The sequence below is a fragment of the Streptomyces sp. NPDC088124 genome (assembly GCF_040685895.1).
Classification (GTDB): Bacteria; Actinomycetota; Actinomycetes; order Streptomycetales; family Streptomycetaceae; genus Streptomyces.
Genome location: NZ_JBFBJB010000006.1, coordinates 168,678 through 192,626 on the forward strand (window position 1 = coordinate 168,678; position 23,949 = coordinate 192,626).

Sequence of the window (23,949 nt, forward strand, 5' to 3'; positions counted from 1 at the left end):
GGCCGAAGGAGATCATTTTTCCCATGACGACGACCACGGCCACCACCACCGGGACCACCACCACCCTCATCACCAACATCGCCGGTCTGGTCACCAACGACCCCTCTCTCGGTGACGGAACCCCCATCGGTCTGATCCAGGACGCGGCCGTCGTCATCGACGGCGACCGCATCGCCTGGGTCGGTGAATCAAGCAAAGCACCCGCCACTGACAACGCCGTCGACGCCGGTGGCCGGGCCGCCCTCCCCGGCTTCGTGGACTCCCACTCCCACCTGGTCTTCGCGGGCGACCGGACCCAGGAGTTCAACGCCCGCATGTCCGGCCGCGCCTACTCCGCGGGCGGCATCCGCACCACCGTCGCCGCCACCCGCGCCGCGACCGACGCCGAGCTGAGCGCCAACGTCGCGCGCTACCTCGCCGAGGCGCTCCGCCAGGGCACCACCACGCAGGAGACCAAGTCCGGCTACGGCCTGACCGTCGCCGACGAGGCCCGCGCCCTCCGTATCGCCCGGGAGCGGACCGACGAGGTCACCTACCTCGGCGCGCACATCGTCCCGCCCGACCACGCCGCCGACCCGGCCGCGTACGTCGCCCTCGTCACCGGCGCGATGCTGGACGCCTGCGCCCCGTACGCCCGCTGGATCGACGTCTTCTGCGAGCAGGGCGCCTTCGACGGCGACCAGGCCCGCGCGATCCTCACCGCCGGCCGCGCCAAGGGCCTGCACCCCCGCGTCCACGCCAACCAGCTCTCGTACGGCCCCGGTGTCCAGCTCGCCGTCGAACTCGACGCCGCCTCCGCCGACCACTGCACCCACCTCACGGACGCGGACGTCGACGCCCTCGCGAACAGCTCCACCGTGGCCACGCTGCTGCCCGGCGCGGAGTTCTCCACCCGTGCCGCCTGGCCGGACGCCCGCCGGCTGCTCGACGCGGGCGCGACCGTCGCGCTCTCCACCGACTGCAACCCCGGCTCGTCGTTCACCTCCTCGATGCCGTTCTGCGTCGCGCTCGCCGTACGCGACATGGGCATGAGCCCGGACGAGGCGGTCTGGTCGGCCACCGCGGGCGGCGCCGCGGCCCTGCGCCGGACGGACATCGGCCGCCTCACCCCCGGCGCCCGCGCCGACCTCGTCCTCCTCGACGCCCCGAGCCATGTCCACCTCGCCTACCGGCCCGGCGTCCCCCTGGCCTCCTCGGTCTGGCGGAACGGCGTCCGCGTCCACTGACACGGGGCCGTCTCCCTGACGGGGCCGTCTCCCTGACGGGGCCGTCTCCCTGACGGGGCCGTCTCCTGACACGGGGCCGTCTCCGCCGACGCGCCCAAAGCGTGTTCCGAAAGTCCCGCCTACCGTTCCTGAGCAGTGAGCGGGGGTGGGGCCGCGCACTGGCACGCCCCGAACGGTCCTGGGCGCACTGGTCGTCCGCTTTCGCATCCCGGGTGGCGACACGGATCCTGTCCGTGGTCCGCACCGGGCGGGCGGAGTCCCTCACGACCTGGCCATATGGGTGTGGCCGGAGGCGACGGGGAGGCCCTGGACCATCTCGCTGGTGGAACAGGGGCCCCGCACGCCGACACCACACCCGGCGTCCCAGATCGCATCACCGACGCTGCTCCGCTGCCCCTGCGACGCCGCAAGCCAATCCCGTGATCAACACTCAAACGATCTAATACGCCCTTATACCCGTCCGTCGGCGAACAGCTGTCACCCCTTCAGCGCGGCGACCTCGTCGATCCGGGGCCGCAGCTTCCGTACGGCCAGCGTCTTCGCGTACGGATTCAACCGCCGCCGCATCGTGTCGAAGTGCTCGTCCCCGCGGGCCGACGAGACGTGTTCGTAGTCGTCCAGGAACTGCCACCAGCTCCCGCACGCCGCCTCCAGATGGCCGAGCTCCAACTGGCGCTGCGCGAGCACGGCGAGGAAGTGGACACGCCCCTGGCGCTCGTGCTTCTGCTGCACCTGGAGGGACTGCTGGAGCGCGGCGATCGAGCCCGGCAGGTCCTTGAACTCGTACAGCACGTGCGACACGTGGAAGAGGTACGCGGTCCTGTCGTAGCCCCCGATCGACTCGCGCCGGTTGTCCGCCTTGGTCAGCGCGGCCTCCGTCTGGCGCAGCCGGCCGAACGCCTGCCGCTTGTCCCCGACCATCGCCGCCGCGTGCGCCTGCTGCCCCGACAGGAAGGCCTGGAGGCGCGGCTCGGCCTTCGGCGACGCCTCGGCGGCCGAGTCGGCCAGCTCCAGCGCCCGTTTGCCGTACCCGAGGTTCGACGCCTGCAGGGACATGCCGCGCAGCGTCCGGCAGTACGTGACGTGGTCCCCCGCGGCACCGGCCAGCTCCAGGGCCCTGAGGTAGTACTGCTGGCCCAGCCCGTGCGCCCGCTCGTACATCGCCATCCAGCCGGTCAGGTAGACCAGGTCGGAGGCGGCGGCGAGCATGTCGTTGCGCACGGGCTCGGCGGCTTCCGCCTTCAGCCACGGCATGACCGTGTTCACCAGAAACGCCGCCGCCATCGGGCGCGCGTGACCGCCCCCGAGTTCATCCAGAATGTCCGCTATCCGGTCCGTCATTGTGCGTACGGCCTGTACCTGCGGCGCGCCGATACGTACGGTCCGCTTCCCTGGAGCGGGGGTCGAAGGGGCCGCCGCGTGGGCCAGATCGGGGAAGAGCGGGACGACGACGGCGGCGGAGAAGAGTCCTGCGGCGATCAGGCCGCGACGTGATGGATCCATGTCTGCTCTCCCCATGTCGGCCAGTTCTTCGATCGTGTTGACACCGGCGGAGCCGGTGGAGCCGACGGAAGTGGTGAAACCGGCGGAGCCCCCCGGGACGCCGGAGAAGCCGGAGCCCGAAGGGCCCGGGCGCGCGACGGGCAGTCCGGCCTCGGCGTGCGTGACCGGACGGCCCAGTTTCCGTGCGAAAGCCTCCACGATCAGCGGCCTGACCTGGTCCTTGGGCATGGTGCCCGCGACCCAGTGGGAGACCGCCGACTGGTCGTAGTGGAGTTCGAGCCCGGCCTCGGCGCCGATGCGGTTGATGATCAGTGCGAACTGCGCACGAGACCACTTCGCCTGCGCCAGCAAACCGGCGAGACCGGTGTTCGGAGTGCGGGAATTACTCGCCATGTGTCCAACTCCCCCAAGCGTTCATGGCTTTCATCATCAGACTGTTCTCCACGGTACTCGCGGAGGGTCATAAGGCTGTTTTCTGTTCAACAGGGCCAAGCAGCACAGCACACGAAGACGGGGGCCAAGGTGAACACAGTGACAGACGACAGAACAGGTGGCACAGCAGAAAACGCGCACACCACCTACAACGCCGACTCCGCGCAGACTCCGCACACTTCACACACTTCGGAGCGCGTGGACCACAACGCCATAGGGTTCGACGCCGATCGCGCGCTGGCGCCGCATCGCATGATGCCGCCGCCCGCCGAGATCGCGGACCTCACCACCCGGCTCGTCGGCCACGGCGCGAGGCTCGTCTCCATCGTCGAGGCGATCCCCGAGGCCGAGCACACCGTACGGGCCAAAGGAGCACTCAAGGACTGGTACGACCTGACCGACAGCGGACCCGGGCCCGGCGCCATGGCCCACTGGGTCTACATGCGGGCACTGGCACGCATGTGCCGTACGTTCATGGATTACCTGCGGGAACGTGACCGCGAAGGCCGGCAACGGCCATGAGTCCGGAAGGGAAACAGCAAGCCTGGTTCGTGATCGCGGTCTGCACACTGGGGCTGACCATCGCACTCGCCGTGGGACTACGCCTCTGAGGCGGCCCGTCGCCCGGCGCAAAGCACGGCGCACAGTTCAGCGCACCGTTCGGCGCACAGTTCGGCGGAGAGTCAATTCAGGGCGCCGGTCCGGATCAGGCCCCACTGGTCCGGATGGGCGCACACCGCGTCCACCGCGCCCTTGGGCACCTTCAGCACCAACTGAACATCCTGCGACTTCTGCACCTTCTGCTCCTTCTGTGCCTCCTGCGCTCTTCCGCGCTCTTCCGCACCACCCGTTGCGTGCGATTCCCTGATCCGTGACGAGATGGGCGACTGGCACTGTCCCGGAATGATTTGGGCCGGTACCGTCCTGTCGAGTGCGGGCCCACGGGGGACACGGGTTCGCGGGGGGATGCGACCGGGGGGTCGAGTTGGTCGAGTTGAACGATGTGCACCGCGCTGCGCGCCTGCGCGTGGTGGCACCCGCGGATCTGGACGACGCGGAGATCGAGTCCTGGCGCGAGCTGCGCGCCAAGTCGGGGGCTCCCGCCAGCCCTTTCATGGAACCGGAGTTCACCCTGGCGGTCGGCCGCGTCCGGCCGGGCGCGCGCGTCGCCGTCGTGCGGGAGGGGACGGGAGGCGCGCGGGGCGCTTCCGGTACGGCCGCGGGCGGGCCCGGCGGGCCCGGCGAGCCGGTTGGGTTCTTTCCGTACGAGCGCGGCCCGCTGGGGCACGGAAGGGCCATCGGCCTCGGTGTCTCCGACTGCCAGGGCGGGGTGTTCCGCAGCGGACTGCGGCTCACGGCACGCGAACTGCTCGCCGGCTGCTCGCTGGTGGCCTGGGAGTACGACAACCTCGAAGCGGGCCAGCGGCTGTTCGTCCCGGCCGGCGCCGGGGAACCCGCCGGATTCGAGTCCCCGGTCATCGAGGTCGGGGAGGGGTACGAGGCGTACGAGGCGGCCCTGCGGGCCCGGTCGCCCAAGTTCTTCCGTACGACGGCGGCGAAGGAGCGCAGGCTCGGCCGGCAGGCGGGCGAGGTCCGCTTCGTCTTCGACGAGCGCGACCCGGCGGCGCTGCGCACGCTCATGGAGTGGAAGTCCGCGCAGTACCGCAGGACCGGCCGCCGTGACCGCTTCGCGAAGGAGTGGATCAGCGCACTCGTACGGCAGCTCGCCACGACCCGTACGCCGGGGTGCTCCGGGGTGCTCTCCGTGCTGTACGTGGCGGACCGCCCGGTGGCGGCGCACTTCGGGCTGCGTTCGCGCACCGTGCTGTCGTGCTGGTTCCCGGCGTACGACCCGGACTTCGCCAAGTTCTCGCCGGGCCTGATCCTGCATCTGCGGATGGCGGAGGCCGCGGCGGCGGCCGGGATCGGGGTGCTCGATCTGGGGCGCGGCGCGGCGGAGTACAAGGACGCGCTCAAGACCGGCGGCCTGCGGGTCCACGAGGGTGCCGTGACCCGCCCGGGCGTGCGGGCCGCCCTCTACCGGCTGGGCAAGGAGCCGGTCCGCCGGGCGCACGGCTTCGTACGGGAGCGGCCCCAACTGGCCGCGCACGCGAAGGCGGCGCTGAACCGGGTGGGCCGGCTGCGGGACGGTCGCCTGCCGGACGGCCGTCTTCGGGACGGCCGCCCGCGGGACAGGTGACGAACGCGCGGCACGGGCACAGGGCACGGGGCACGGGGGCACGCGGCACAGGGGCGGGCGGCGCATCAACCGACCAGGGGGAGCGATGACGCACACACCACGGACGACGGGGAGAGACACCGGCCCAGGACCCGGTGGAGGGGCGGGCCGAGGGGGCGGCGGGGGTGGTCCTGACCGCCGTCCGCCGTTACGGCGCCCACCGGTTCCGGCGGCCATCGCCGTCGCCGAACTCGATCTCCGCGCGGCCGACGGCGCCGTCCGCTCCCTCCGCCCGGCGCCCGGGGGCCCGCCCCTCGGGGAGGGGGCGGTGTACGCGCTGGTGCGGATCGACGGCCACCCCGTCGCCACGGTGACCTGCCAGGTGGCGGCCGGCCAGGACCCGGCGCAGGCGCTGGTGACCGCCTTCCGCGCGCGGGAGGCGGCCCCTGGGGCGACATCCCCCGCCGCCCCGGATCGGTCACCGCCCGCGCCCCTTCCCCCGCGTACGACCGTCGTCGTCGCCACCCGCGAGCGCGCCGGCCAACTCGCCCGCGCCCTCGACTCCCTCCTTGCCCAGGACCACCCCGACTTCCGCGTCCTGGTCGTCGACAACGCGCCCCGCACCACCGCCACCCGCGACCTGGTCACCTCCCGCTACGGGGGCCGTGTCGACTACGCGCACGAGCCGCGCCCCGGCCTCGCCGTGGCCCACAACCGCGGCGTCGCGGCGGCGGACCGCGCGGCCCCGGTCGTCGCCTTCACCGACGACGACGTGATCGCCGACCCGCACTGGCTCTCCGCCCTCACCGCGCCCTTCGCGGCGGACCCCGGCCTCGGCTGCACCACGGGCCTCATCCTCCCGGCCCGGCTGACCACCCCCGCGCAGATCCTGCTGGAGAGCCACGGAGGCTTCGCCAAAGGCTTCGCGCCCCGGCTGTACGACCCGGCTGCGCCGCCCGCGGGCGAGCCCCTCTTCCCGTTCACGGCCGGAAGCTTCGGTTCCGGTGCCAACATGGCGTTCCGCGCCGACGCGCTGCGTGCCGTCGGCGGTTTCGACCCGGCCACCGGCACCGGCACGCCCGCCAGGGGCGGTGACGACCTCTACGCCTTCGTCCGTGTCCTCGCCGCCGGGCACCGGCTGCGCTACACCCCCGACGCGCTGGTCTGGCACCACCACCGCGAGACCTGGCAGGACCTGCGGAACCAGGCGTACGGATACGGCGCGGGCCTGACCGCGTACCTCACGGCGATCCTCGTACGCCGCCCCGCTCTGCTGCCGGCCCTGCTCGTGAAGGTGCCACGCGGCCTGGCGCACGCCCGCGCGATCACGGCGCACCGCCCGGACGACGCACACGCCGGTGGTACCGCCACCGACATGACGCACATGAAGCACATGACGCAAGCGCCGGGCGCGCACGGCGCGCAGTCGTACCCCTGGCCGCGCTCCCTCTCCCGCCTGGAGCGCCGGGGGATGCTGTACGGCCCCCTCGGCTACGCGAAGGCGCGGCTCCGGGCGCGCGGTGGCGCCACCGGGAGGACGCCATGACGGAACGGAACACGCCGGAGCGGAACACACCGGACCGGCGCGCGCCGGAGCGGAACACACTGGAACGGGACACACCGGATGGGCACACACCGGATAGGGACACTTCGGAGTGGGACACACCGGAGTGGGACACGCCCGACCGGATCCCCGTCCTCCTCTACCACGCCGTGATGGACGACCCGCCCGCCTGGATCGCCGAATTCACCGTCACGCCACGGGACTTCGCCGCCCATCTCGACGCGATCACCGCCGGCGGCCGTACCGCCGTCCCCGTCAGCACCCTGGTCCGGCACCTCACCCGGCGCGCGCCGCTGCCGTCCCGGCCGGTCGTCCTCACCTTCGACGACGGCTTCGCCGATCTGCCGGGCCCGACGGCCGAGGCGCTGGCCGCCCGCGCCCTGCCCGCCACCGCCTACCTGACCACCGGGGCCATCACCCCGGGCCGCACCAGCCTGCTGCCGCCCGCGCCGATGATGACGCTCGCCCAGGCGGGCCGGCTGGAGTCGTACGGCCTGGAGGTCGGGGCGCACACGGTCACGCACCCCCAGCTCGACACCCTGCGCGGCCCCGCTCTCCGGCGTGAACTGCGGGAGTCCAAGGACGTGCTGGAGGAGACGCTCGGCCGTGAGGTCGCGCATCTCGCCTATCCGCACGGCTACAACAGCCGCGCGGTGCGCCGGGCGGCCGAGGGCGTGGGGTACGCCTCGGCCGTCGCCGTACGGCACGCCCTCAGCTCGGGGCGCGACGAGCCGTACCGCATCGCCCGGCTCATCGTGCGCCGTACCCACACCGCGGCGGACGTCACGTCGTGGATGACGGGCGGGGCGGCGGCGGGGGAGCGGGTGAAGGTGGCGCCCTACCGGGACTCGCCGGCCACGCTGGGCTGGCGGCTGTACCGGGGCGCGCGGGCCCGGGTGAAGGGGCCGGAATTCGCCGGGTAGTCGCGGACGGATGGTCATGCCGGGTCGTTACGGACGGATGGTCATGAACGGCGCTGAACGGTGACGGATGATGACGAGGGGGGAAGGTATCTCATGACCGCGCGTACCGACAGCACGACCGGCTCCGGAACCAACGGCCCGGCACGCACCGACCAGGCTCACGCCGACCAGGCTCACGCCGACCAGGCACGCACCGGTCCGCCGCGCACCGACCCGCGCCCGCCCCTCCCGCCCCGTCCGCCGCGCCGCGGCCCGGGCGCGGCGTTCCTGATCCGCTTCCAGCGGTTCCTCACCTGGCCACCGCTGCTGATCGCGGCCGTCCTCTGGACCTGGTCCTTACCCCGGATCGGCTTCCGGGACATCGGGGAGTTCGGTCTCCTCGACCGTTTCCCGGTCGCGTACTACGCCTCGCTCGCCGTGCTCTCCCTCGGCTTCCTCGTCAGCCTGCGCCGCGCCGGGACCGCCCCGTGGTGGCCGCTGACCTACTGCGTCGCGATGCTCGTCGCGCTCAAGGCGCCACCCGGCATCCTCTACGACTCCGTGCGCTACGCCTGGGCGTCCAAGCACGACGCCGTGATAGCGCGGCTGCTCGCCGAGGGGACCTTCCACCCGCAGCAGCGGCTCTCCGGCGGGATGTCCGCGTACGACCAGTGGCCGGGCTTCTTCTCGCTCAACGCCGCGCTGATCAGAGCCTTCGGGGTGCACGGCGCGGCCTCGTACACCAACTGGGCGCCCGTGCTCTTCGGGCTGCTCATGCTTCCGGTGCTGATACTGATCTACCGCACCTTCACCGACGACTGGCGGCTCGTCTGGACCGCGGTCTGGATCTTCCAGCTCGCCAACTGGGTGGGCCAGGACTACCTCGCGCCGCAAGGCTTCGCCTATCTGCTCTTCCTGACCGTGTTCGCCGTGGTCGTACGGCACTTCGTACGGCCCGGATCGGCCGGCCGGCTGCGCGAGCGCTCCCGCCTCGATCCGTCGGCGACGTCGGTGCCGCCGCCCACCACCCTGAGACAGCGCGCGGTCTGCGTGGCGATCCTCGCCCCGCTGATCGCCGCCGTCAACGCCTCGCACCAACTCACGCCCGTCATGCTCTGCATGACGCTGCTGGCCCTCTGTCTGACCCGCCGCTACCGCAACATCGGGCTGCTCGTGGTCACCGGCCTCATCATGCTCGTCTGGGACCTGACGATGGGCCGCGTCCTCTTCCTGGACACCCTGGCCACCCTGCGGGACTCGGCGGGCGACCTGCTGAAGAACTCCCGCCCGGGCTTCGCCGGTGAACCGACCGGTCCCGGGCCGGAGCTGGTGGGCACCGCCAACATCCTGATGGTGCTGGTCCTGGGGGGACTGGCCACGACCGCGGTGCTGCTGCGGCGCAGGCTGGTACGGAGCGCGCTGCCGCTGCTGCTGGCCGCGGCGGCGCCCGTACCGCTGTTCGCCGTGAACGACTACGGCGGCGAAATGCTGTTCCGCGTCTATCTGTTCGGGCTGCCGGGCACGGCGTTCTTCGCCGCCGCCGCGCTCGTACCGCCCGCCGCCGGCCGGGAGAAGGGCCGCCGCCTGGCCCGCCGGGCGACGGCCCTGGTGCTCCCCGTGGCCCTGGCCGCCCTGCTCGTCGGCTTCCTGCCCTCGTACTACGGCAAGGAGGGCATGCAGTACGCGCCGCCCGCCGAGAACGCGTTTGTCGAGCGGGCCTACGACCGGGCTCCGGACGGTTCGCTGATCCTCGCCACCACCGGGTCCTTCCCCGGCGCGTATTACCGCTACGACCGGTACGAGCGCTGGTTCTTCACCGAACAGGAAGTGCCGGAGAACCTGAGGATGCTCAAGGATCCCGCCCGCTACCTCGACGAGGGCATCCCGGACGGCCGTCCGGCGTACGTGATCCTCACCCCGGCCCAGGAGAAGGCCACGATCGGCGAGGGGTATCTGCCCGCAGGCGGTTTCGCCCGGATGAGCGAGGCGCTGAAGCGGTCGCCGCACTTCAAGGTCGTGGAGGAGAGCCGCTACGGCCTGTTGCTGGAACACGTGGAGACCCCCGCTACCGCGCCCACTCCTACTCCTACTCCTGAGACTCCCGCCCGATGACGAACACGGAGGCAGCCGTCATGGACCAACGCACCGACCCTCAACTCCGTTTCGACTCCGCGCCGGAGCCGAAGCCCACGTCCCCACGTTCCGCCCACGCCCTCGCCCGCGCCGTGGCGCTGGTGCACCCACGGCCCCGGCCCTGGCTCAGAGCCGGGCTCGCCCTCTCCGGATGGCCCGCCCTCGCGGCGACCGCGCTCCCCGACGGGGTGCCGCTGCGCTGGATCCCCATCCTGCTCTTCGTCACCTTCGGCCCCGGCTGCGCCCTGCTGCTCCCGCTGCCCGGCGGTCTGCGCCCGGCCGCACGGCTGGAGGCCCTGGCGCTGGCCGCGCCGCTGAGCCTCTCCCTCGCGACGCTCACCGCCACCGCGCTCTTCCTCGTGGCGGGCTTCTCCGCCCCGCTGTTCCTCGGCTCGCTCGCGGTCTTCTGCACGGTCGTGGCCCCGCTGCCCGCCATGCCGCTGCCCGCCGCGACCCGGGGCGCGGCCGAACGCGCCAAACCCGCTCCGGAGGGCCATATATGACGCGCGACCACATACGCGCCGGGGTACGCGCGGGGGCGAGCCGCGGCACGTACCTGGCGCTCGTCCTCGCCGCCGTCGGCGCCCTGCTCGCCGGGCTCGGGGTCTGGGTCGCCCGGGCGGAGAAGGACGGACCGGGCCCGGACCAGGCCCTCCCGGAGAACGCCGCCTCCGGAGCGGTACCGCACGGGCCGTGCGCGCCGGACGAGAAGCTGGCGCCGCCGTGCGGGGCCTGGTGGGGCGCGTACGTCCCGTACGCGGCGAACGGCTCGCTCACGGACGCCGTGCACGGCTTCGAGAAGAAGATCGGGCGCAAGCTCGATCTCGTCTACAACTACCACGACATGTCCAACACGCAGCGCGACGGCGTGCTCCTCACCCCCGAGGAGCAGGAGCTGGGCCGGGACCGGATGCTGATGCTGGCCTGGGAGTCCACCGTGTGGACCGAGCCGCACCACGAGAACTGGACGGAGACCCAGCTCGGCTGGGCCAATGTCGCGGCCGGGAAGTTCGACGAGGAGATCATCGATCCGCAGGCCAGGCGGCTCAAGGCATACGGCAAGCGGGTCTTCTTCTCCTTCGACCAGGAGACGGACTTCCGTACGCCGGACGCGGGCACGCCCGAGGAGTTCGTCGCCGCCTACCGCCACATCTACGACCGGTTCGAGAAGCTCGGCGTGGACAACGTGGTGTGGGTGTGGACGGTCTCCGGCTATCTGGGGAACGCGGAGCTGATGAAATCGCTCTACCCGGGCGACGAGTACGTCGACTGGATCGGCATGGACCAGTACAACTACTACCGCTGCCAGCGGAACGCGCGCTGGCTGGACTTCGACGAGAGCCAGCGCCCCACCTACGACTGGCTGCGCGCGAACATATCGGACCGCAAGCCCGTCATGCTCTCCGAGTTCAGTACGGCGCCCGACCCGGACGACCCGGACCGGCAGCGCGGCTGGTACCAGCGGGTGCCGGAGGTGGCGCGGACGCTGCCGGGGGTGAAGGCGCTGGTGCAGTGGAACCGGCCGGTGCCGGGCCCGCACTGCGATCTGACCGTCAACCAGGGCCCGGCGCTGGACGGTTACCGGGAGGCGGGCCGGGACGACTACTTCCGTCAGCCGGTCCCGCCGCGCTGACCCCGTACGCCCCGCTGACCCCGTACCTCGTGCCGACGCCGTACGCCCCGCCGACGGCGCCCGAGGAGGACCGCGCACGTCACCCCGAGCAGCGCCAGGAAGAGCGGCAGGGCCACCGCCGCGAGCGGATCCTGCGCCGACCACCCGGCCACCGCGAGCACCCACACCACCCCCGACACGGCCCGCCCGTCCGTTCCCAGCGCCCACAGGGTCACGGCGACCAGCGCCAGGCAGAGCAGTTGCAGGACGACGGGCAGGGCGCGCAGCACCTGATCGGGCCCGGCGGCTCCCGCCAGCGCGTCCGCGATCTGCCGGTGCCAGGGCCCCGACGCCCGGTCCGGCCGTACGCCGAGCAGGGGCGGCGCGCTGTGCAGCGCGGCGAAGGTGATCAGCGGCCCGAGGGCGAGCAGGACGGGCCCGGGCCGTTCCAGGGAGACGGCGGCGCACTGGACCACGATCAGCAGCATGCCCGCGACGAGCGTGAGAGGCGGCAGTACGTCCAGGAGCTGGGCGCCGGTGAGCTGATCGCGGCCGATGTCGCCGAGCCGGGCCAGCGGCGTCCAGAACAGCCCGGCACAGAGCCCGAGCAGCAGCCACAGCACGGTGACGGTCCGGCTCTCGTCGATCCGGTCGGCGTGCCCCGGCGGGTGCGCGGGCGCGTTCCCGGGACCCCGTACGGGGACGGGTACGGGCATGCCGAAGGCCGGCGTCGGCGTGTCGTGGGCGCCGCGCAGATAGGCGGTGCGTCCGGCCCAGGTCGTGCCGTACGCCGCGTCCTCCTCGGCCCGCGCGTCGCCCGCCGCGGCCTCTCCGCCCGCCGCGCCCTGTACGGCGGCCCTGCGGGCCCAGGCGGTCCCGTAATACGAGTCCTCCTCCCGGTGCTTCCCGTCCCCGTGCTTCCCGCCCCGCCCCGCCCCCGGGCGCCGGACGCTGATCCAGTCGGCGCCGTCCTTCGTACGGTGGCGGTAGCGCAGCGCCGCGCGCAGTCCCGGCGCCGCGACCAGGGCGATCAGCGTCATGGACAGCAGCATCGCCAGCCCGGCGCCGGAGATCCCGGCGGGCCCGAGCAGGACCAGCGCGCTGCCCAGGACCAGGACACACATGGCGCCCTGGAGCGCGGCGAGCATGCCCGTACGGCCTTGGACCCGCAGCACCCCGATGTACAGCTCGACGACGACGCGGGGCAGCGCGGCGGCGGCGAACAGCCGGAGCACGGTGGTGCCGTGCTCGGCGTAGTCGGCGCCGAACGGCGTGAGGATCTGCGGTGCGAAGAGCACCAGCACCAGCACCACGGGCACCAGCAGCAGCGTCATCCGGCGCAGCGCCCCGCGCACGCCCTCCGCCAGCCGGTCGGGGCTGTGCGAGGCGTGCGCGGTGAGGGAGGAGGCCATGTTGATGGCCATGAACTCCATCGTGCCGCCGACCGTGTAGGCGGTGTAGAAGAAGGCGTTGTGCGCGGAGTCGAAGCGGACCGCGACCATCACCGGCAGCAGATTGATCATGGCGAGACTGAAGAGCGCCCCGACCGAGTCACCGGCGAGGAACCGCCCGATCTCCCGGAGCCGGGGCGGTTCGCGGTCGCGGTCGGCGGTGGCCTGGCGCGGGATGAGCCTGCGGAAGATCAGCCAGCCCAGGGGCAGTACGGACAGGGCGATGGCCGCCGCCCAGGAGACGAAGACGCCGAGCACGGGCAGGGCGGTGGCGAACGCGGCGAGCATGAGCAGCTTGCCGATGGAGAAGACGGCGTTGCCGACGGGCACCCAGAAAGCTTTCCGCAGCCCGGTCAGCACCCCGTCCTGAAGGGTGAGCAGCGCCCACGCGACACAGGACGCGGTGAAGACGAGCCCGGCCGTCAGCCCGTCGAGGGGCGCGTAGGAGGGCCCCCAGAGGTCCAGGGTCGCCAGGAACACCGCGCAGGCGACGCACACGACCAGCGAACTGACGGCGTACGCGCGCCACACCAGCCCTCCGGTGGCCCGGCCGGCCCGGGGGACGTAGCGGACCACCGCGCCGATCATGGTGGTCGCGGTGATCGAGGCGAGCAGCCGCATGGCGGCGATGGCGGCGGAGCCCTGGCCGACGGCCTCCTCGGTGTAGTAGCGGGCGGCGACGAGCCAGAAGCCGAGGCCGAGGGCGGCGGAGACACCGGTGGAGAGCATCAGCGCGTAGGCGTTGCGGAACATGGAGTCGCCGCTACCGCCACCCGTACGGCTACCAGGGCCCGGCCCGGGGGAGGGGCCGGCGGCCCGTCCCGAACCGCTGTCGACGAGGAGCGATTCGTCCTCCTCCCGGCGTGGCCCCAGGCGCGGCCCCGGACGCGGCTCCGGCCGCCGGGCGGTGTCAGCCACCGCTGCCGGTCTCCTCCAACTCCACCGGCCGGCAGTCCAGTTCGCTGAGGACGGCGAGCGCGCGGTCGGCGTGGCGGGGATCGACGGGCAGCGCGTGCCGGGCGAACCAGGCCGCCGGGGCAGGCGCGGGCGAGGGATCGGTGAACGCGGCGCCCGCGTAGACGTCGAGCGGCGGATCGTAGAGATAGCCGGTGGTGATGCGGTGCCGGGCGAGGGTGGCGATCGCCGCGTCGCGGTCCTCGACGAGCAGCGGCACGCGGAACAGCGGCTGTACGGGCTCCTCGGCGGCGCCCGGCGCGGCCCAGGGGCTCGCCAGCAGCCGCCGCGTCCCCTCCTGGTGGGCGGCGAGCGTTCCGTCGAGCCCGCGCAGCAGCCGCTCGGTCCGTCCGAGCCGCGCGGGGCCGGGGCGGAGCCGGTAGTCGTGCAGGTCCACCCGGACCCAGGAGTGGAATCCGTCGAGACCCGGCGCCGTGCCGAGGGCCTCCCGTAACTCCGGGCCCCGCAGGGGCATCCGGATCCCTTCCCGCTCCTCCTGCCCGAGCAGCCGCAGCGCGGCCCGCGCGGCCCGCGCCAGCCGCAGCCCGCGCACCCCGGCCTCGGCGTACGGCCGTACGGCGTAGGCGAGTTCGGTGCCGATCCGGGCGGGCCGGAGCAGCGCGTCGCGGGCCCGCGCCAGTTCCGTACGCAGGTCCGGGTCCGCGACGGCGAGGAAGCCGCCGGTCTTGGCCCCCACATGCTTGGAGAGGCTGAACACGGCCGCGTCCCCGAACCCGCCGACGGGCCGGCCCCCGATCGCGCTGCCGATGGCGTGCGCGGCGTCCTCGATCAGCGGGATGCCCAACGCGTCGCAGCGGGCGCGCAGTTCGGGCGCGGGGTCGGGGTTCCCGTACAGATTGGTGGTGAGTACGGCGGAGAGTCCGCGCCAGACGGACTCGGGCACGGCGCCGGCGTCCAGGGACCCGTCGCGCGCGTCCAGCGGCGCCTGTACGGGGCGCAGTCCGGCGGCGAGCACGACGAAGAAGATCACGTCGTCGTTGACCGGCGACATCAGCACGCGTCCGCCGGGCGGACACCAGTGGCGCAGCGCCACGTACAGTCCCAGCCGGCACGACGGCACGTACAGACACTCCCTGCCGAGGCGTTGCGCCATCAGCGACTCCAGCACCGAGTACTCCGCCGGGCCGCCCTCCCCAAGAGCCATCACGTATCCCCATCCCCCCTGCCCGGCTCAATGTGGCGCATACCGGACGCGCCGTCAATAAGGCGCAGCCTCACCGCGATGCCGCCCGCTCACCCCACCAGCTCGCGCACGAACCGCAGCCCGGGCCGCCCGTCCAGCTCGCACTCGCCGACCTGCGTGAAGCCCGTACGGGCGAGCACAGCCCGTGAACCGGCGTTCTCCACCATCGCCCGGGCCCGCAGCGAGGAGAGCCCGTACTCCGCGACGGCCAGCTCACACACCCGCCGCACCCCGGCACTCGCCACCCCGCGCCCGGCCGCCCGCTCGGCCACCCGGAACCCCAACTCGGCTGCCCCGTCGGCGACGTCCACCAGATTGACCCGCCCCCACACGGCCCCGTCCCCGTCCACGAGCAGATGGAAATGGCACTCCCCGGCCTCCTGCTCGTCGAGCAGCGCACGGTGCCGTTCGTCGAACCGGGCGAAGTACTCATCGCCCCGGTCGGGAACGGAGGCCGCGAAGTAGGCCCGGTTCTCCCGCTCGAACGTGAGCAGGGCGGCGGCATGGTCGGCACGAAGCCGCTGAATCTCAGGCACGGTCCCACGCTACGTCCGGCTCGCACAGTTGTGTCACAGAACGCCGACAGCGCAACCGACCGGGCGGGGCCGGCCCTCTTGCCGAGCGGATCGACCGCCCCTGACCGCCCCGTGCACCCCACCCGAGGAGCCAGCTGCCATGCCCGAGACCTCACCTTCCCTGAGCCGGCGCCTTCGCGGCCCGGTCATGGGACTCGCCGCAGCCGGTACGGCCCTCGTCCTCGCCGCCCCGACCGCCGCGACGGCCGCGCCCGGGCAGGCCCGCGCCGCCGCGCCCGACCCGGTCTCCGTACTGAAGTTCACCGCCAAGGAGCGCAAGGAAGCCGTCGCCTACTGGACGACCTCCCGCATGAAGGCCGTCGGGAAGTCCGTGGACCTCGGCCCGACCGGACCGAAGGCCAAGCCGTACAAGGGCACACCCCTGAAGACCGTGGGGCGGCTCTTTTTCGTCAACGCGAGCGGCGCCGACACCTGGTGCACGGCCACCGCCGTGAAGAGCGCCAACCGTTCCACCGTCATGACCGCCGCCCACTGCGTACGCCGGGGCTCCTCTCCCGGCAACACCAACATGCTGATGGTGTTCGTCCCCGGCTACAGCAAGGGCAAGAAGCCGCACGGCACCTTCGCGGTCCGCACCGCCGCGACCCCGCGCACCTGGGTGAACGACTCCACCAACGACATGGCCGCGCTGGTCGTCGACGCCGACACGAAGGGCCGCAAGCTCACGAACGTGGTGGGCGGCCAGGCCATCTCCTTCAGCCGCGCCGTCGGCGGCACCGTCTCCGCCCTCGGCTACTCCGCCACCCGCCCGCAGCGCGGCGAGGAACTCCTCCGCTGCGTCGGCAAGTCGAAGAAGGACGAGGGCGCCCAGTCCATCCCCTGCGACCTGACCGGCGGCTCCAGCGGCGGCCCCTGGCTGGCCGACTTCGACGCCACCACCGGCAAGGGCGTCCTGGTATCGGTCAACGCCGCGCTGGACTCCCTGACACCGACCAAGATGTACGGGGAGGTCCTGCGGACCACGGCCAAGAAGGTGTACGACCGGGCCCAGAACAGCTGACGCGGGCGCGCGGGTACCACCAGGCCGGGCCACCGATCGCCACACGGGCAGGCGTCACTGGGCGACGCCTGCCGAACGCGTTTGGCAGGCGTGGTCGACCGGAGGTCGGTGCAGCGCGCGAGGGCGCCGCGGGTCCGTCGGGCCTGGGCAGCAATCTGAAACCGGCAGTGCCCTTCGATGGGCAAGTTGAGCCTTCTCCGGTCCACCGGCCGGAACTTAAGTTACCTATGTGCCTACGGGAGGTGCCCGACGGCACACGGGGAGAAACATGAGGATGAAACGAGCCCTGATCGCTTGCGCGATGACGGTGGGAGTGGTGACTGTACCGCTCGCGACGGCCACATCCGCCCAAGCGACTCAGTCCCAGTGCTACAACTACCTGTACAACAAGGGAGTGAAGGTCGGGGACAAGGTCGTGCACGCGTGCAGTCACCCTGCGTTGCTCGGCACCGCTAACCCTGCTTGTTACACAGACCTCTGGAACGCCGGCATGAGGAACACCAGCTGGATCGTGGCCGCCTGTAACCTCGCGTAGGCGACCTGGTCTCGGGAAGTGTCTCCATACCTGCCCTCATAGTGACGCACTCTCAGTAGGGTCGGGGACCGGAAACGGAGCGTCGGCAAGCGCGTCGCCGGGTCTCGACCCTACTGAGGCGCCGGCACATCATTGACCTCTGGTCACGGGGCGTGAGAACGGCGCTCCGAGTTCCGTGTGGTGGACCGGAGCCGGACCGCGCAGCCGAACCGGTGGCGGTTTCAGGTGTTTCTGTCCGGTCTTCCGTGGTCGAGGATCTCGATGGCCAGCCAGAGGTCGTGACGCGCGTTCGGGACCCGTAGCAACGATCGCTGCAGAACCTGTTCGAGTCGTATGAGTCGCTTGCGGGCTCCTGTCACCGAAACGCCGAGCACTTGTGCCGTCGTTCGCAGCCGCGTGTCGTTCCGCAGCCAGGTGCGCAGCGTGGCCTCCAGCGCGGGCGCGTCCTCATGTACGGGGCGTAGCTGCGTCAGCGCCCACTCCTGTACGGCCGGCATGCGGAGCAGTGTCTCGAAGTCGTCCCCGGCAGGGGCCGGCGGCGCCGGTTCCACCGTGCCCGGCCCGTGGTCCGTCACGCGCGGCAACTCCGCGATCCGCAGGGCCAGATCGAGCTTCGCCTGGTCACCCACGAGCTCCAGGTTCAGACCGAGGAGTGCCTCGACGCACCGGAGGCGCGAGGCGAGGGTGTTGCGGTGGATCTTCATGTGCCGGGTCGCGGCAGAGGAGAAGACCAGCCACGACCGGAGCGTATCGGTGAGGGTGCGGCTGCCGGGGTCGGTGGCCCGGGTGGGGACGTGCCCGGCCAGTGGCACCAGCAGGTGGTCGGCCCAGGTGAGCCCGTGGCGGCCCACGATGACGGGCAGCCCGAGTGCGGCGTCGAACCGGGTCCAGCGCTCGGGGCGGCCACGGGCCACCGCGAGCGCGTGGAACGCCTGTTCGTAGCCGGTGGCCGTGTCGCGCAGCGCCAGCGCGTCGCCGGTCCCCACGACACAGCCCTCGATCTCGGCCGTGAGCGCGGCTTCCAGCGGGCGGGCGCCGGCGGGGAGCGGGGTCGCGGGCGCGACCATGAGCACATGGTCGGAGTAGACGGGGCACCCTACGATCCATGCCCGGCCGCCGGTGAGTTCGGTGCAGATACGGATCGTCTCGGCCCGCCGGCCGGGTCCGCACTCGATGACATGGAACCGGGCCGGATCGTAGAGGCGCGGCGCCAGGACGCTTGCGATCTGATGCGCCGTCGTGAGGTTCCCGGACATCAGCAGATGCAGCACGGCCTCCCGTCCGCGCGCGTCGGCGATCTCCACGCGCCGCCGGGCCCGTTCGGTCTCCTGCGCCCTCCAGCAGACACCGAGCAGCGGCCCCGCGTCGGCCGGCGCGGCCGTCGCGAGGGGTTCGGGTCCGACGACCGCGAGGACCGGTCCGGACGGAACGGATCCGGACTGGTCCCCGGGTATGCCGACGGCCAGCAGCGCGGCGGAGCGGCCCGGCGACTCACCCCCGACGAATGTACGCAGCCCCCGCTCACGCATCACGCGCAGCCCGTCGGCGACGAGCGTCATCCCATCGGAGTCGCACTCCCGGGGAGATTGCGCCTGAACGCCGCCGGCCGGGTCCACGAGCCCGACCCAGCACCCCGTCCGGCGTGCCAGCCACCGCACCAACGCCTGTACGCTGTCCGCCTTGCCCGCCAGCCGGTGCATGGTCAGGATGTCGGCGGCGCGCCGGGAATCCAGGGACGGCGTCACTGGCTCGCCCACGCCGCACCTCTTCGCCTGACCGGTCAGCGTGTCGGGGCCTGCAAACCCGCCACGGGAGGAGACGGATTATCCCCGCTGCACCGGGGATGACGCCACCCCCGGTGCGCGGAGGAACGCGAACGGCTCCGCTGCACCGCCCCAAAGGCTGCTCAGCCTTCTGGCACAGAGCGGCGGCATGACCTCTGGCTGGTCATCGAGATCCTCGACCGCGGAAGGCCGGACAGAAAACGTCTGACACGCAGCACCGCGCAATCACGAGCGGTACCTCGCTGCCGGCGCCGTGTGCGGGGCGCGGCCGAACGGGGCGACGGCGGTCTGTCGCATCCCGCGCAGCCATCTGACACCGGGGGCACCCTCCGATGGGCATTTTGAGTCTCGCTCCCGCCACCGGTCGTCACTACGGTACGTACCCGAGGGGACAACGGGGAGGAAGCAAGAAGCTGAACCACATCGTCGAGCGCGACGCCGGCATACGTCCGCTGATCAAAGAACAATCATCACCAAGTGGGGGAAACTTGCGAATGAAACGCCGCATCGCCACGTTGATCGCGTCGACTGCGCTCCTGGGTCCATCACGACCCGGGGCGACGCCTGCTCTCCGCGTGTGGAAGCCGTGGCCGACCGGAGGTCGGTGCTACGCCCGGGCCCCCGGGCGGCAGGCCACGGCCCGGATTTTCAGAGGCCCAGCAGCTCTTTCAGGGATGCGATCAGGGCGAGCGCACCGCTGCCCGCGGCGGAGCCCTCCCGGATGGTGGTGAGCCAGCCGCGTACGCGCTCCTCGTCCACGGGCCGCTCCTCACTCTCCGCCCGCGCGAGCTCGCCGCGGAGTTGTACGGCCGCGTCGTCCCGCCCGTCCTGCTCGGCACGCAACAGCCGCACCAAGTCGTCGGCGACGCCCATCGCCCGGGCGGCGGACGGCCCCTGGAAAATCAGGTTCTGGCCGCCGTCACCGAAGATGGACTGGCCGCTGATCGGTCCGTGAAAGTTGTATGTGCTCATGACCGTCTCCGTTCCGCGTCGTGGTCAGCTCTCGGCCGTGCCCGGTGCGGGAGCGGGCGAGGAAGCGGGGGCAGGCGCGGACGAAGGCCCGGGCCCGGCGGCTCCTTGCGAGGCGCCTGCACCGCTGCCCCCGACCGGCTCGCTTCCGCCTGTACCCGTGCCTGTGCCCTTGCCCTTGCCGGACCCGGCAGGGGACCGCCCCGCGTAGTTGGTCCCGTGGTTGCCGAACATGTTCTGTCCGACCACCGGACCGTTGAAGTTGTACGACTGGTTGTGGACGACCTTCTGGATGCGCTTCAGGTCGGACGCGTCGACGTTGTGCTCGGTCAGGAACCGTTCCGTGGCGAGCAGGACCGCCTGCTGGAGCCGCTGCAACGTGTCCCGCGCGTCCATCCGCTGGAGGTAGTCCCAGCGATTCCCGTCCGACACGTACGCGCGCAGCGTGTACAGGGTTCCGTAGTCGAAAAGGCTCTGGCGTCGCACGATCCGACGCCGGTTCGACCAGAGTCGCACCCGGTCGCGCAGTGGCCGAGCGGTGCGCCGGGACACCCGGCCCACCGATCTGAAGAGCTGGGGGCGCAGTTCCCGGAGGGTGTATCCCAGGAGCCGGAACGCTCGTTCTCCGGGGCCCAGGGGGAGCTCGTCCACCTTCTCGCCGATCGACGCCCACAGGGGAGGCACGGCATAGGCCGAGACCTCCCAGGAGAGGCGGGACTGGGTGAGCCGGGCCCGGAGGAACATGGTCTCCACATGCGTGCCGTCGGAACCGACCAGCTCCAGCGAGAGATAGGTGCGTACGTTTCCCGACGCCGCCACCCCCTCCGCGACGCGGTCGGGCCCGATACGAGTGACCGGACGCCGCATCGGATCCGGCAGCAACTCGGTGCCGAGATCGCGCACATGGTGCCCCCGTACGTACAGCCGGTCGCGGGCGCGCAACCCGTCGATGCCCGCGATGCCGGCCGCCTGTTCCGCGACGTAGGCGTGCAGCGCGGCCCCGTCGAACGGCTTGATCGTGAGCTTGTGGCCCTGCTTGTCCTCTGCGGCGCGGCCCACGTCGATGCCCGGCCAAACGGTCTCCATGACCAGGCTGCCGTGCCCCACGAAGGGATGCTCGCCGTCCGCCAGGGGACGTCTGCCGTCGTACGTCGTGGCGTACGCACGGACATTGGCCTCGTCCAGCGCGTCCAGTTCGGCTTCGAGGAGAGAGTCCAGGGGGCGGGCGCCCTCGCGTGGCCCGGCCTCCCCCCAGTGGAGGAGATGGGCCGTCCGCCATACGAACCAGCCCCACCCGTACACGAGCAGCACGGCCGCGAGGAGGGCCCAGCCGCCCAGATTCAGGTAACGGTGCAGGAGCGGCCGGGCCTGGTGGGCCCCGGCCTGCGTTGCCGCGGCGGCTCCGACCATGGCCAGGACCAGCGCGACGAGACAGAGACCGAGCAGCACGTCCCGCGCCGACCGAAGCCGCTCGGCGCGGCGCGCGTGCCGCACCACTGCCACCTGGTCGATGCCCAGGGGCGCGCCGTGTGCCCTGAACCGTTCCACCGTGAAGAGCTTGAGCACGGTCGACGCGAAGTCCATGTCGAGATACGCGTATCCGCAGAGCTGCCGAGTCACCAGGTCCGGTCGGGATCTCGGTAAATCGGGGTGTCCAGGTCGCTCCATCAGTCCCCCTTGCTGCGAGCGGTTTCCCTTTGGGAAAGGTAGCGCTCTCCGGGCGCTCGAACGAGAGCCCGGACTCGGGTGGACCGATGTACGGAGGCGTTTGAGGGGCGCTCGTTGACTACGGTTTCGGTGGGATGCGGTAGACGGAGACATGTTCGCGCGAATCGGCGGTGAATTCGGCCCCAGCCCAGTCCGCGTGCCTGCTCTCCAGCTCGAATCCGGCGAGCTGGGCCATCAGATCGAGTTCGGCCGGCCAGATGTAGCGGTGCGGGCTGCGGAACAACTGGGCTTCCTTGCCCTCGCCGAAGTGGAAGTGATGCGACACGACGTGCTGACGCAGCACGTCGTACGTGTCGAGGCCGATGTACCCGGTCTCGGAATGCCAGACGGTGGCGGCCTGCCCCGGCGGGAGCTTACGCAGCTCGGGGACCCACAACTCGACCACGAACCGGCCGCCGGGCCCGAGATGGCGGGCGGCGTTGCGGAAACACTCGACCTGCTCGGCCTGCGTGTACAGATTCGAGATGGTGTTGAAGACGAGATAGACGAGCGTGTACTCCCCGGGGGCGGCGGTGGTCGCCATGTCCCCGACGACCACGGGGAGCGTCGCCTCGTCGGCCTTGGTACGCAGCTGCTCCACCATCGGCGGTGACAGCTCGATGCCGGTGACGGGCACGCCGCGCCCGGCCAGCGGAATCGCCACCCGGCCGGTCCCGACGGCGAATTCGAGCGCGGCCCCCTCTCCCGCGAGTGCGGCGAGGCGGTCCACGGTGGGCGTCACGATCTCGGGCGCGAACATGCCCTTGCCGGGCGTGTCATAGCGCTGGGCGGTCTCTGTGTCCCAGATCTCTGCCTGCTGCTCCATGCCGGCCACGTTCGCCGCCACGGCTGCGCGGTGTCCAGCGATTTTCGTTCCGCCGAAGCGCACCTCGGCGCGGCTCAGACGTCGAACCGGCCCGCCTTCACCCCGGCCAGGAAGGCGGCCCATTCATCCGGGGTGCAGTATTGGATGCCAGCACGGCGGTTCTTGCTGTCGCGCACGGCGCAGCCACCGTCTGCGGTGTGGGCGACTTCTACGCAGTCCGTCGTCGGTGATGCCCCCGAGGCGCTAGCCTTCTTGAACGCCGTCACTATGTCCGACTTCCTCATCCTGCTTCTTCCTCGGTCTCCGAGACGTCCTTTATCACCCTTTGGATGAAGGTCAGGCTCTGGTTGGGCGTCAGCGCGGCAGACCTCAACCTCTCGAAGATCTGAACATGCTTGGCCATGTCTTCCACATCTTCCAGGATCACCGTGCTTGACGTGGTGTCAAACGCAACGGCCTGAGGTGCTGGCTCGGAAGCGAAATTGAACATGACGAAGTGGGAGGACATATGCGCCGTCTGCCACTCGGAGGTGGGCAGCACCTGGAGGCTGACGTTCTGTCGCTGCGCGACCTGATGGATGTGGAGCAGCTGATCACTGTGGGTCTTCCGCGACGGCATGGGCGCGGTGAGAGCGGGTTCCCAAATGACCGCCGCGTACTGTGCGCCGTTATCCTCGATGATCTTTCTGCGGGCCTGCCGAATGGCCACCGCTTCTTCGATGGCTTCGGGGGCGTGGAGGGTGGGGCTGAGTTCCATGAGCGCTCGGATGTAGGCGTCGGTCTGGAGCAGGCCGGGAATGAAGAGTGATTGCCACGTCCGGATATACGTGGCATCCGTCTCCAGCGTGACGAAGTCTGCGAAGCCCTCGTTCTTGACCACCCACGGGAAGTCGAGCCACCAACCTCGTTTGTTCGAATCCCGCGCAAGCTGCTCAAGCCGCTGGTAGACCTCGCGATCCTCAACCCCGTATAGCTCCAGCAGCAGCCGGACGTCACCGGGGCGGGCGGATACCTGGCCGGCCTCGATGCGGCTGATTTTGGTCGTCGACCCCACGATGTGATCAGCCGCATGCTGTTGGTCCAGCTTTGCTGCCTCGCGGTATCGCTTCAGCGCCGCGCCGAGCCGTCTGCTGCGCATGGTTGGGCGTCCACCTGCTGGCATGTTCCCTCCTTCACTGCCTGTGGCTCAGTTTGCAGGGTGCGGAGTGCCGCACGCTAACCGATTGGCGACTAGACGCCACGCGCAAGTTTGCGCTCTCGATTCGATTGCCTTGTTCGTCAGGTGCGCCCTAGCGTGGATTGCGTCACGCAACGTCGTCTTGTCGGGACGTTAGGTGACTCTGGTTCCGTCTGCCCACTCACCTTGGGAGCC

General features: G+C 71.4%; 19 protein-coding genes. 9 read left to right on the plus strand and 10 right to left on the minus strand.

The genetic code is table 11. The features are described from left to right. Positions 1–23: 23 nt before the first annotated feature. Positions 24–1,226 (plus strand): imidazolonepropionase, encoded by a 1,203-nt coding sequence (gene hutI, locus AB0P17_RS07110; RefSeq protein WP_365808349.1) that lies wholly within the window; start codon positions 24–26, stop codon positions 1,224–1,226. 477 nt (positions 1,227–1,703) lie between these two features. On the opposite strand, the gene AB0P17_RS07115 is transcribed toward hutI, so the two are convergent. Then, positions 1,704–3,122, minus strand: a complete 1,419-nt coding sequence (locus AB0P17_RS07115; protein ID WP_365808350.1) for a hypothetical protein — start codon at positions 3,120–3,122, stop codon at positions 1,704–1,706. Positions 3,123–3,260: 138 nt separating this feature from the next. Here AB0P17_RS07115 and AB0P17_RS07120 point away from each other — a divergent pair, with 138 nt between their 5' ends. From AB0P17_RS07120 to AB0P17_RS07150, 7 genes are all read left to right on the plus strand, one after another. Then, positions 3,261–3,683: a DUF6415 family natural product biosynthesis protein gene (locus tag AB0P17_RS07120; protein ID WP_365808352.1), complete on the plus strand. Its 423-nt coding sequence runs from the start codon at positions 3,261–3,263 to the stop codon at positions 3,681–3,683. A gap of 463 nt (positions 3,684–4,146) precedes the next feature. Beyond that, positions 4,147–5,361 carry a GNAT family N-acetyltransferase gene (locus tag AB0P17_RS07125; RefSeq protein ID WP_365808354.1) on the plus strand — a complete coding sequence of 405 codons (1,215 nt, stop codon included), beginning with the start codon at positions 4,147–4,149 and terminating at the stop codon, positions 5,359–5,361. A 214-nt stretch (positions 5,362–5,575) separates the two neighbouring features. Then, a complete protein-coding gene (locus AB0P17_RS07130) occupies positions 5,576–6,886 on the plus strand; it encodes a glycosyltransferase (protein WP_365808473.1) in 1,311 nt (436 codons plus the stop codon). A 170-nt stretch (positions 6,887–7,056) separates the two neighbouring features. Beyond that, positions 7,057–7,827, plus strand: a complete 771-nt coding sequence (locus tag AB0P17_RS07135; protein WP_365808475.1) for a polysaccharide deacetylase family protein — start codon at positions 7,057–7,059, stop codon at positions 7,825–7,827. Positions 7,828–7,920: 93 nt separating this feature from the next. Then, a complete protein-coding gene (locus AB0P17_RS07140) occupies positions 7,921–9,918 on the plus strand; it encodes a hypothetical protein (protein WP_365808355.1) in 1,998 nt (665 codons plus the stop codon). Positions 9,919–9,938: 20 nt separating this feature from the next. Beyond that, positions 9,939–10,442: a hypothetical protein gene (locus AB0P17_RS07145; RefSeq protein ID WP_365808357.1), complete on the plus strand. Its 504-nt coding sequence runs from the start codon at positions 9,939–9,941 to the stop codon at positions 10,440–10,442. After that, the gene (locus AB0P17_RS07150; RefSeq protein WP_365808359.1) at positions 10,439–11,572 is read left to right on the plus strand and encodes a glycosyl hydrolase; all 1,134 of its coding nucleotides are present in this window, start codon (positions 10,439–10,441) and stop codon (positions 11,570–11,572) included. Before AB0P17_RS07145 ends, AB0P17_RS07150 begins: the two co-directional genes overlap by 4 nt. On the opposite strand, the gene AB0P17_RS07155 is transcribed toward AB0P17_RS07150, so the two are convergent. The 3 genes from AB0P17_RS07155 to AB0P17_RS07165 all read right to left on the minus strand — a co-directional run bounded on the left by AB0P17_RS07155 (position 11,551) and on the right by AB0P17_RS07165 (position 15,696). Next, positions 11,551–13,920 carry a lipopolysaccharide biosynthesis protein gene (locus AB0P17_RS07155; RefSeq protein WP_365808361.1) on the minus strand — a complete coding sequence of 790 codons (2,370 nt, stop codon included), beginning with the start codon at positions 13,918–13,920 and terminating at the stop codon, positions 11,551–11,553. The two genes, AB0P17_RS07150 and AB0P17_RS07155, sit on opposite strands and share 22 nt — an antisense overlap. Next, entirely contained in the window at positions 13,913–15,070 is a 1,158-nt protein-coding gene (locus tag AB0P17_RS07160; protein WP_365808476.1) for a DegT/DnrJ/EryC1/StrS family aminotransferase, read from the minus strand. The genes AB0P17_RS07155 and AB0P17_RS07160 overlap by 8 nt, the downstream gene beginning before the upstream one ends. Positions 15,071–15,210: 140 nt before the next feature. After that, positions 15,211–15,696 (minus strand): GNAT family N-acetyltransferase, encoded by a 486-nt coding sequence (locus AB0P17_RS07165; RefSeq protein WP_365808363.1) that lies wholly within the window; start codon positions 15,694–15,696, stop codon positions 15,211–15,213. A 139-nt stretch (positions 15,697–15,835) separates the two neighbouring features. Here AB0P17_RS07165 and AB0P17_RS07170 point away from each other — a divergent pair, with 139 nt between their 5' ends. Continuing rightward, on the plus strand, positions 15,836–16,756 hold the full coding sequence (locus tag AB0P17_RS07170; RefSeq protein WP_365808364.1) for a trypsin-like serine protease: 921 nt from the start codon (positions 15,836–15,838) through the stop codon (positions 16,754–16,756). 756 nt (positions 16,757–17,512) lie between these two features. On the opposite strand, the gene AB0P17_RS07175 is transcribed toward AB0P17_RS07170, so the two are convergent. From AB0P17_RS07175 to AB0P17_RS07200, 6 genes are all read right to left on the minus strand, one after another. After that, positions 17,513–19,048 carry a helix-turn-helix domain-containing protein gene (locus tag AB0P17_RS07175; protein WP_365808366.1) on the minus strand — a complete coding sequence of 512 codons (1,536 nt, stop codon included), beginning with the start codon at positions 19,046–19,048 and terminating at the stop codon, positions 17,513–17,515. A gap of 675 nt (positions 19,049–19,723) precedes the next feature. Continuing rightward, the gene (locus AB0P17_RS07180; RefSeq protein WP_365808368.1) at positions 19,724–20,047 is read right to left on the minus strand and encodes a hypothetical protein; all 324 of its coding nucleotides are present in this window, start codon (positions 20,045–20,047) and stop codon (positions 19,724–19,726) included. A 24-nt stretch (positions 20,048–20,071) separates the two neighbouring features. After that, entirely contained in the window at positions 20,072–21,664 is a 1,593-nt protein-coding gene (locus AB0P17_RS07185) for a hypothetical protein (protein ID WP_365808370.1), read from the minus strand. Positions 21,665–21,830: 166 nt separating this feature from the next. After that, positions 21,831–22,577, minus strand: coding sequence for a class I SAM-dependent methyltransferase (locus tag AB0P17_RS07190; RefSeq protein ID WP_365808371.1), 747 nt, complete (start codon positions 22,575–22,577; stop codon positions 21,831–21,833). A 74-nt stretch (positions 22,578–22,651) separates the two neighbouring features. Continuing rightward, positions 22,652–22,861, minus strand: a complete 210-nt coding sequence (locus AB0P17_RS07195; protein ID WP_365808373.1) for a DUF397 domain-containing protein — start codon at positions 22,859–22,861, stop codon at positions 22,652–22,654. Then, entirely contained in the window at positions 22,858–23,715 is an 858-nt protein-coding gene (locus AB0P17_RS07200) for a helix-turn-helix transcriptional regulator (protein WP_365808375.1), read from the minus strand. Before AB0P17_RS07200 ends, AB0P17_RS07195 begins: the two co-directional genes overlap by 4 nt. Positions 23,716–23,949 lie beyond the last annotated feature (234 nt).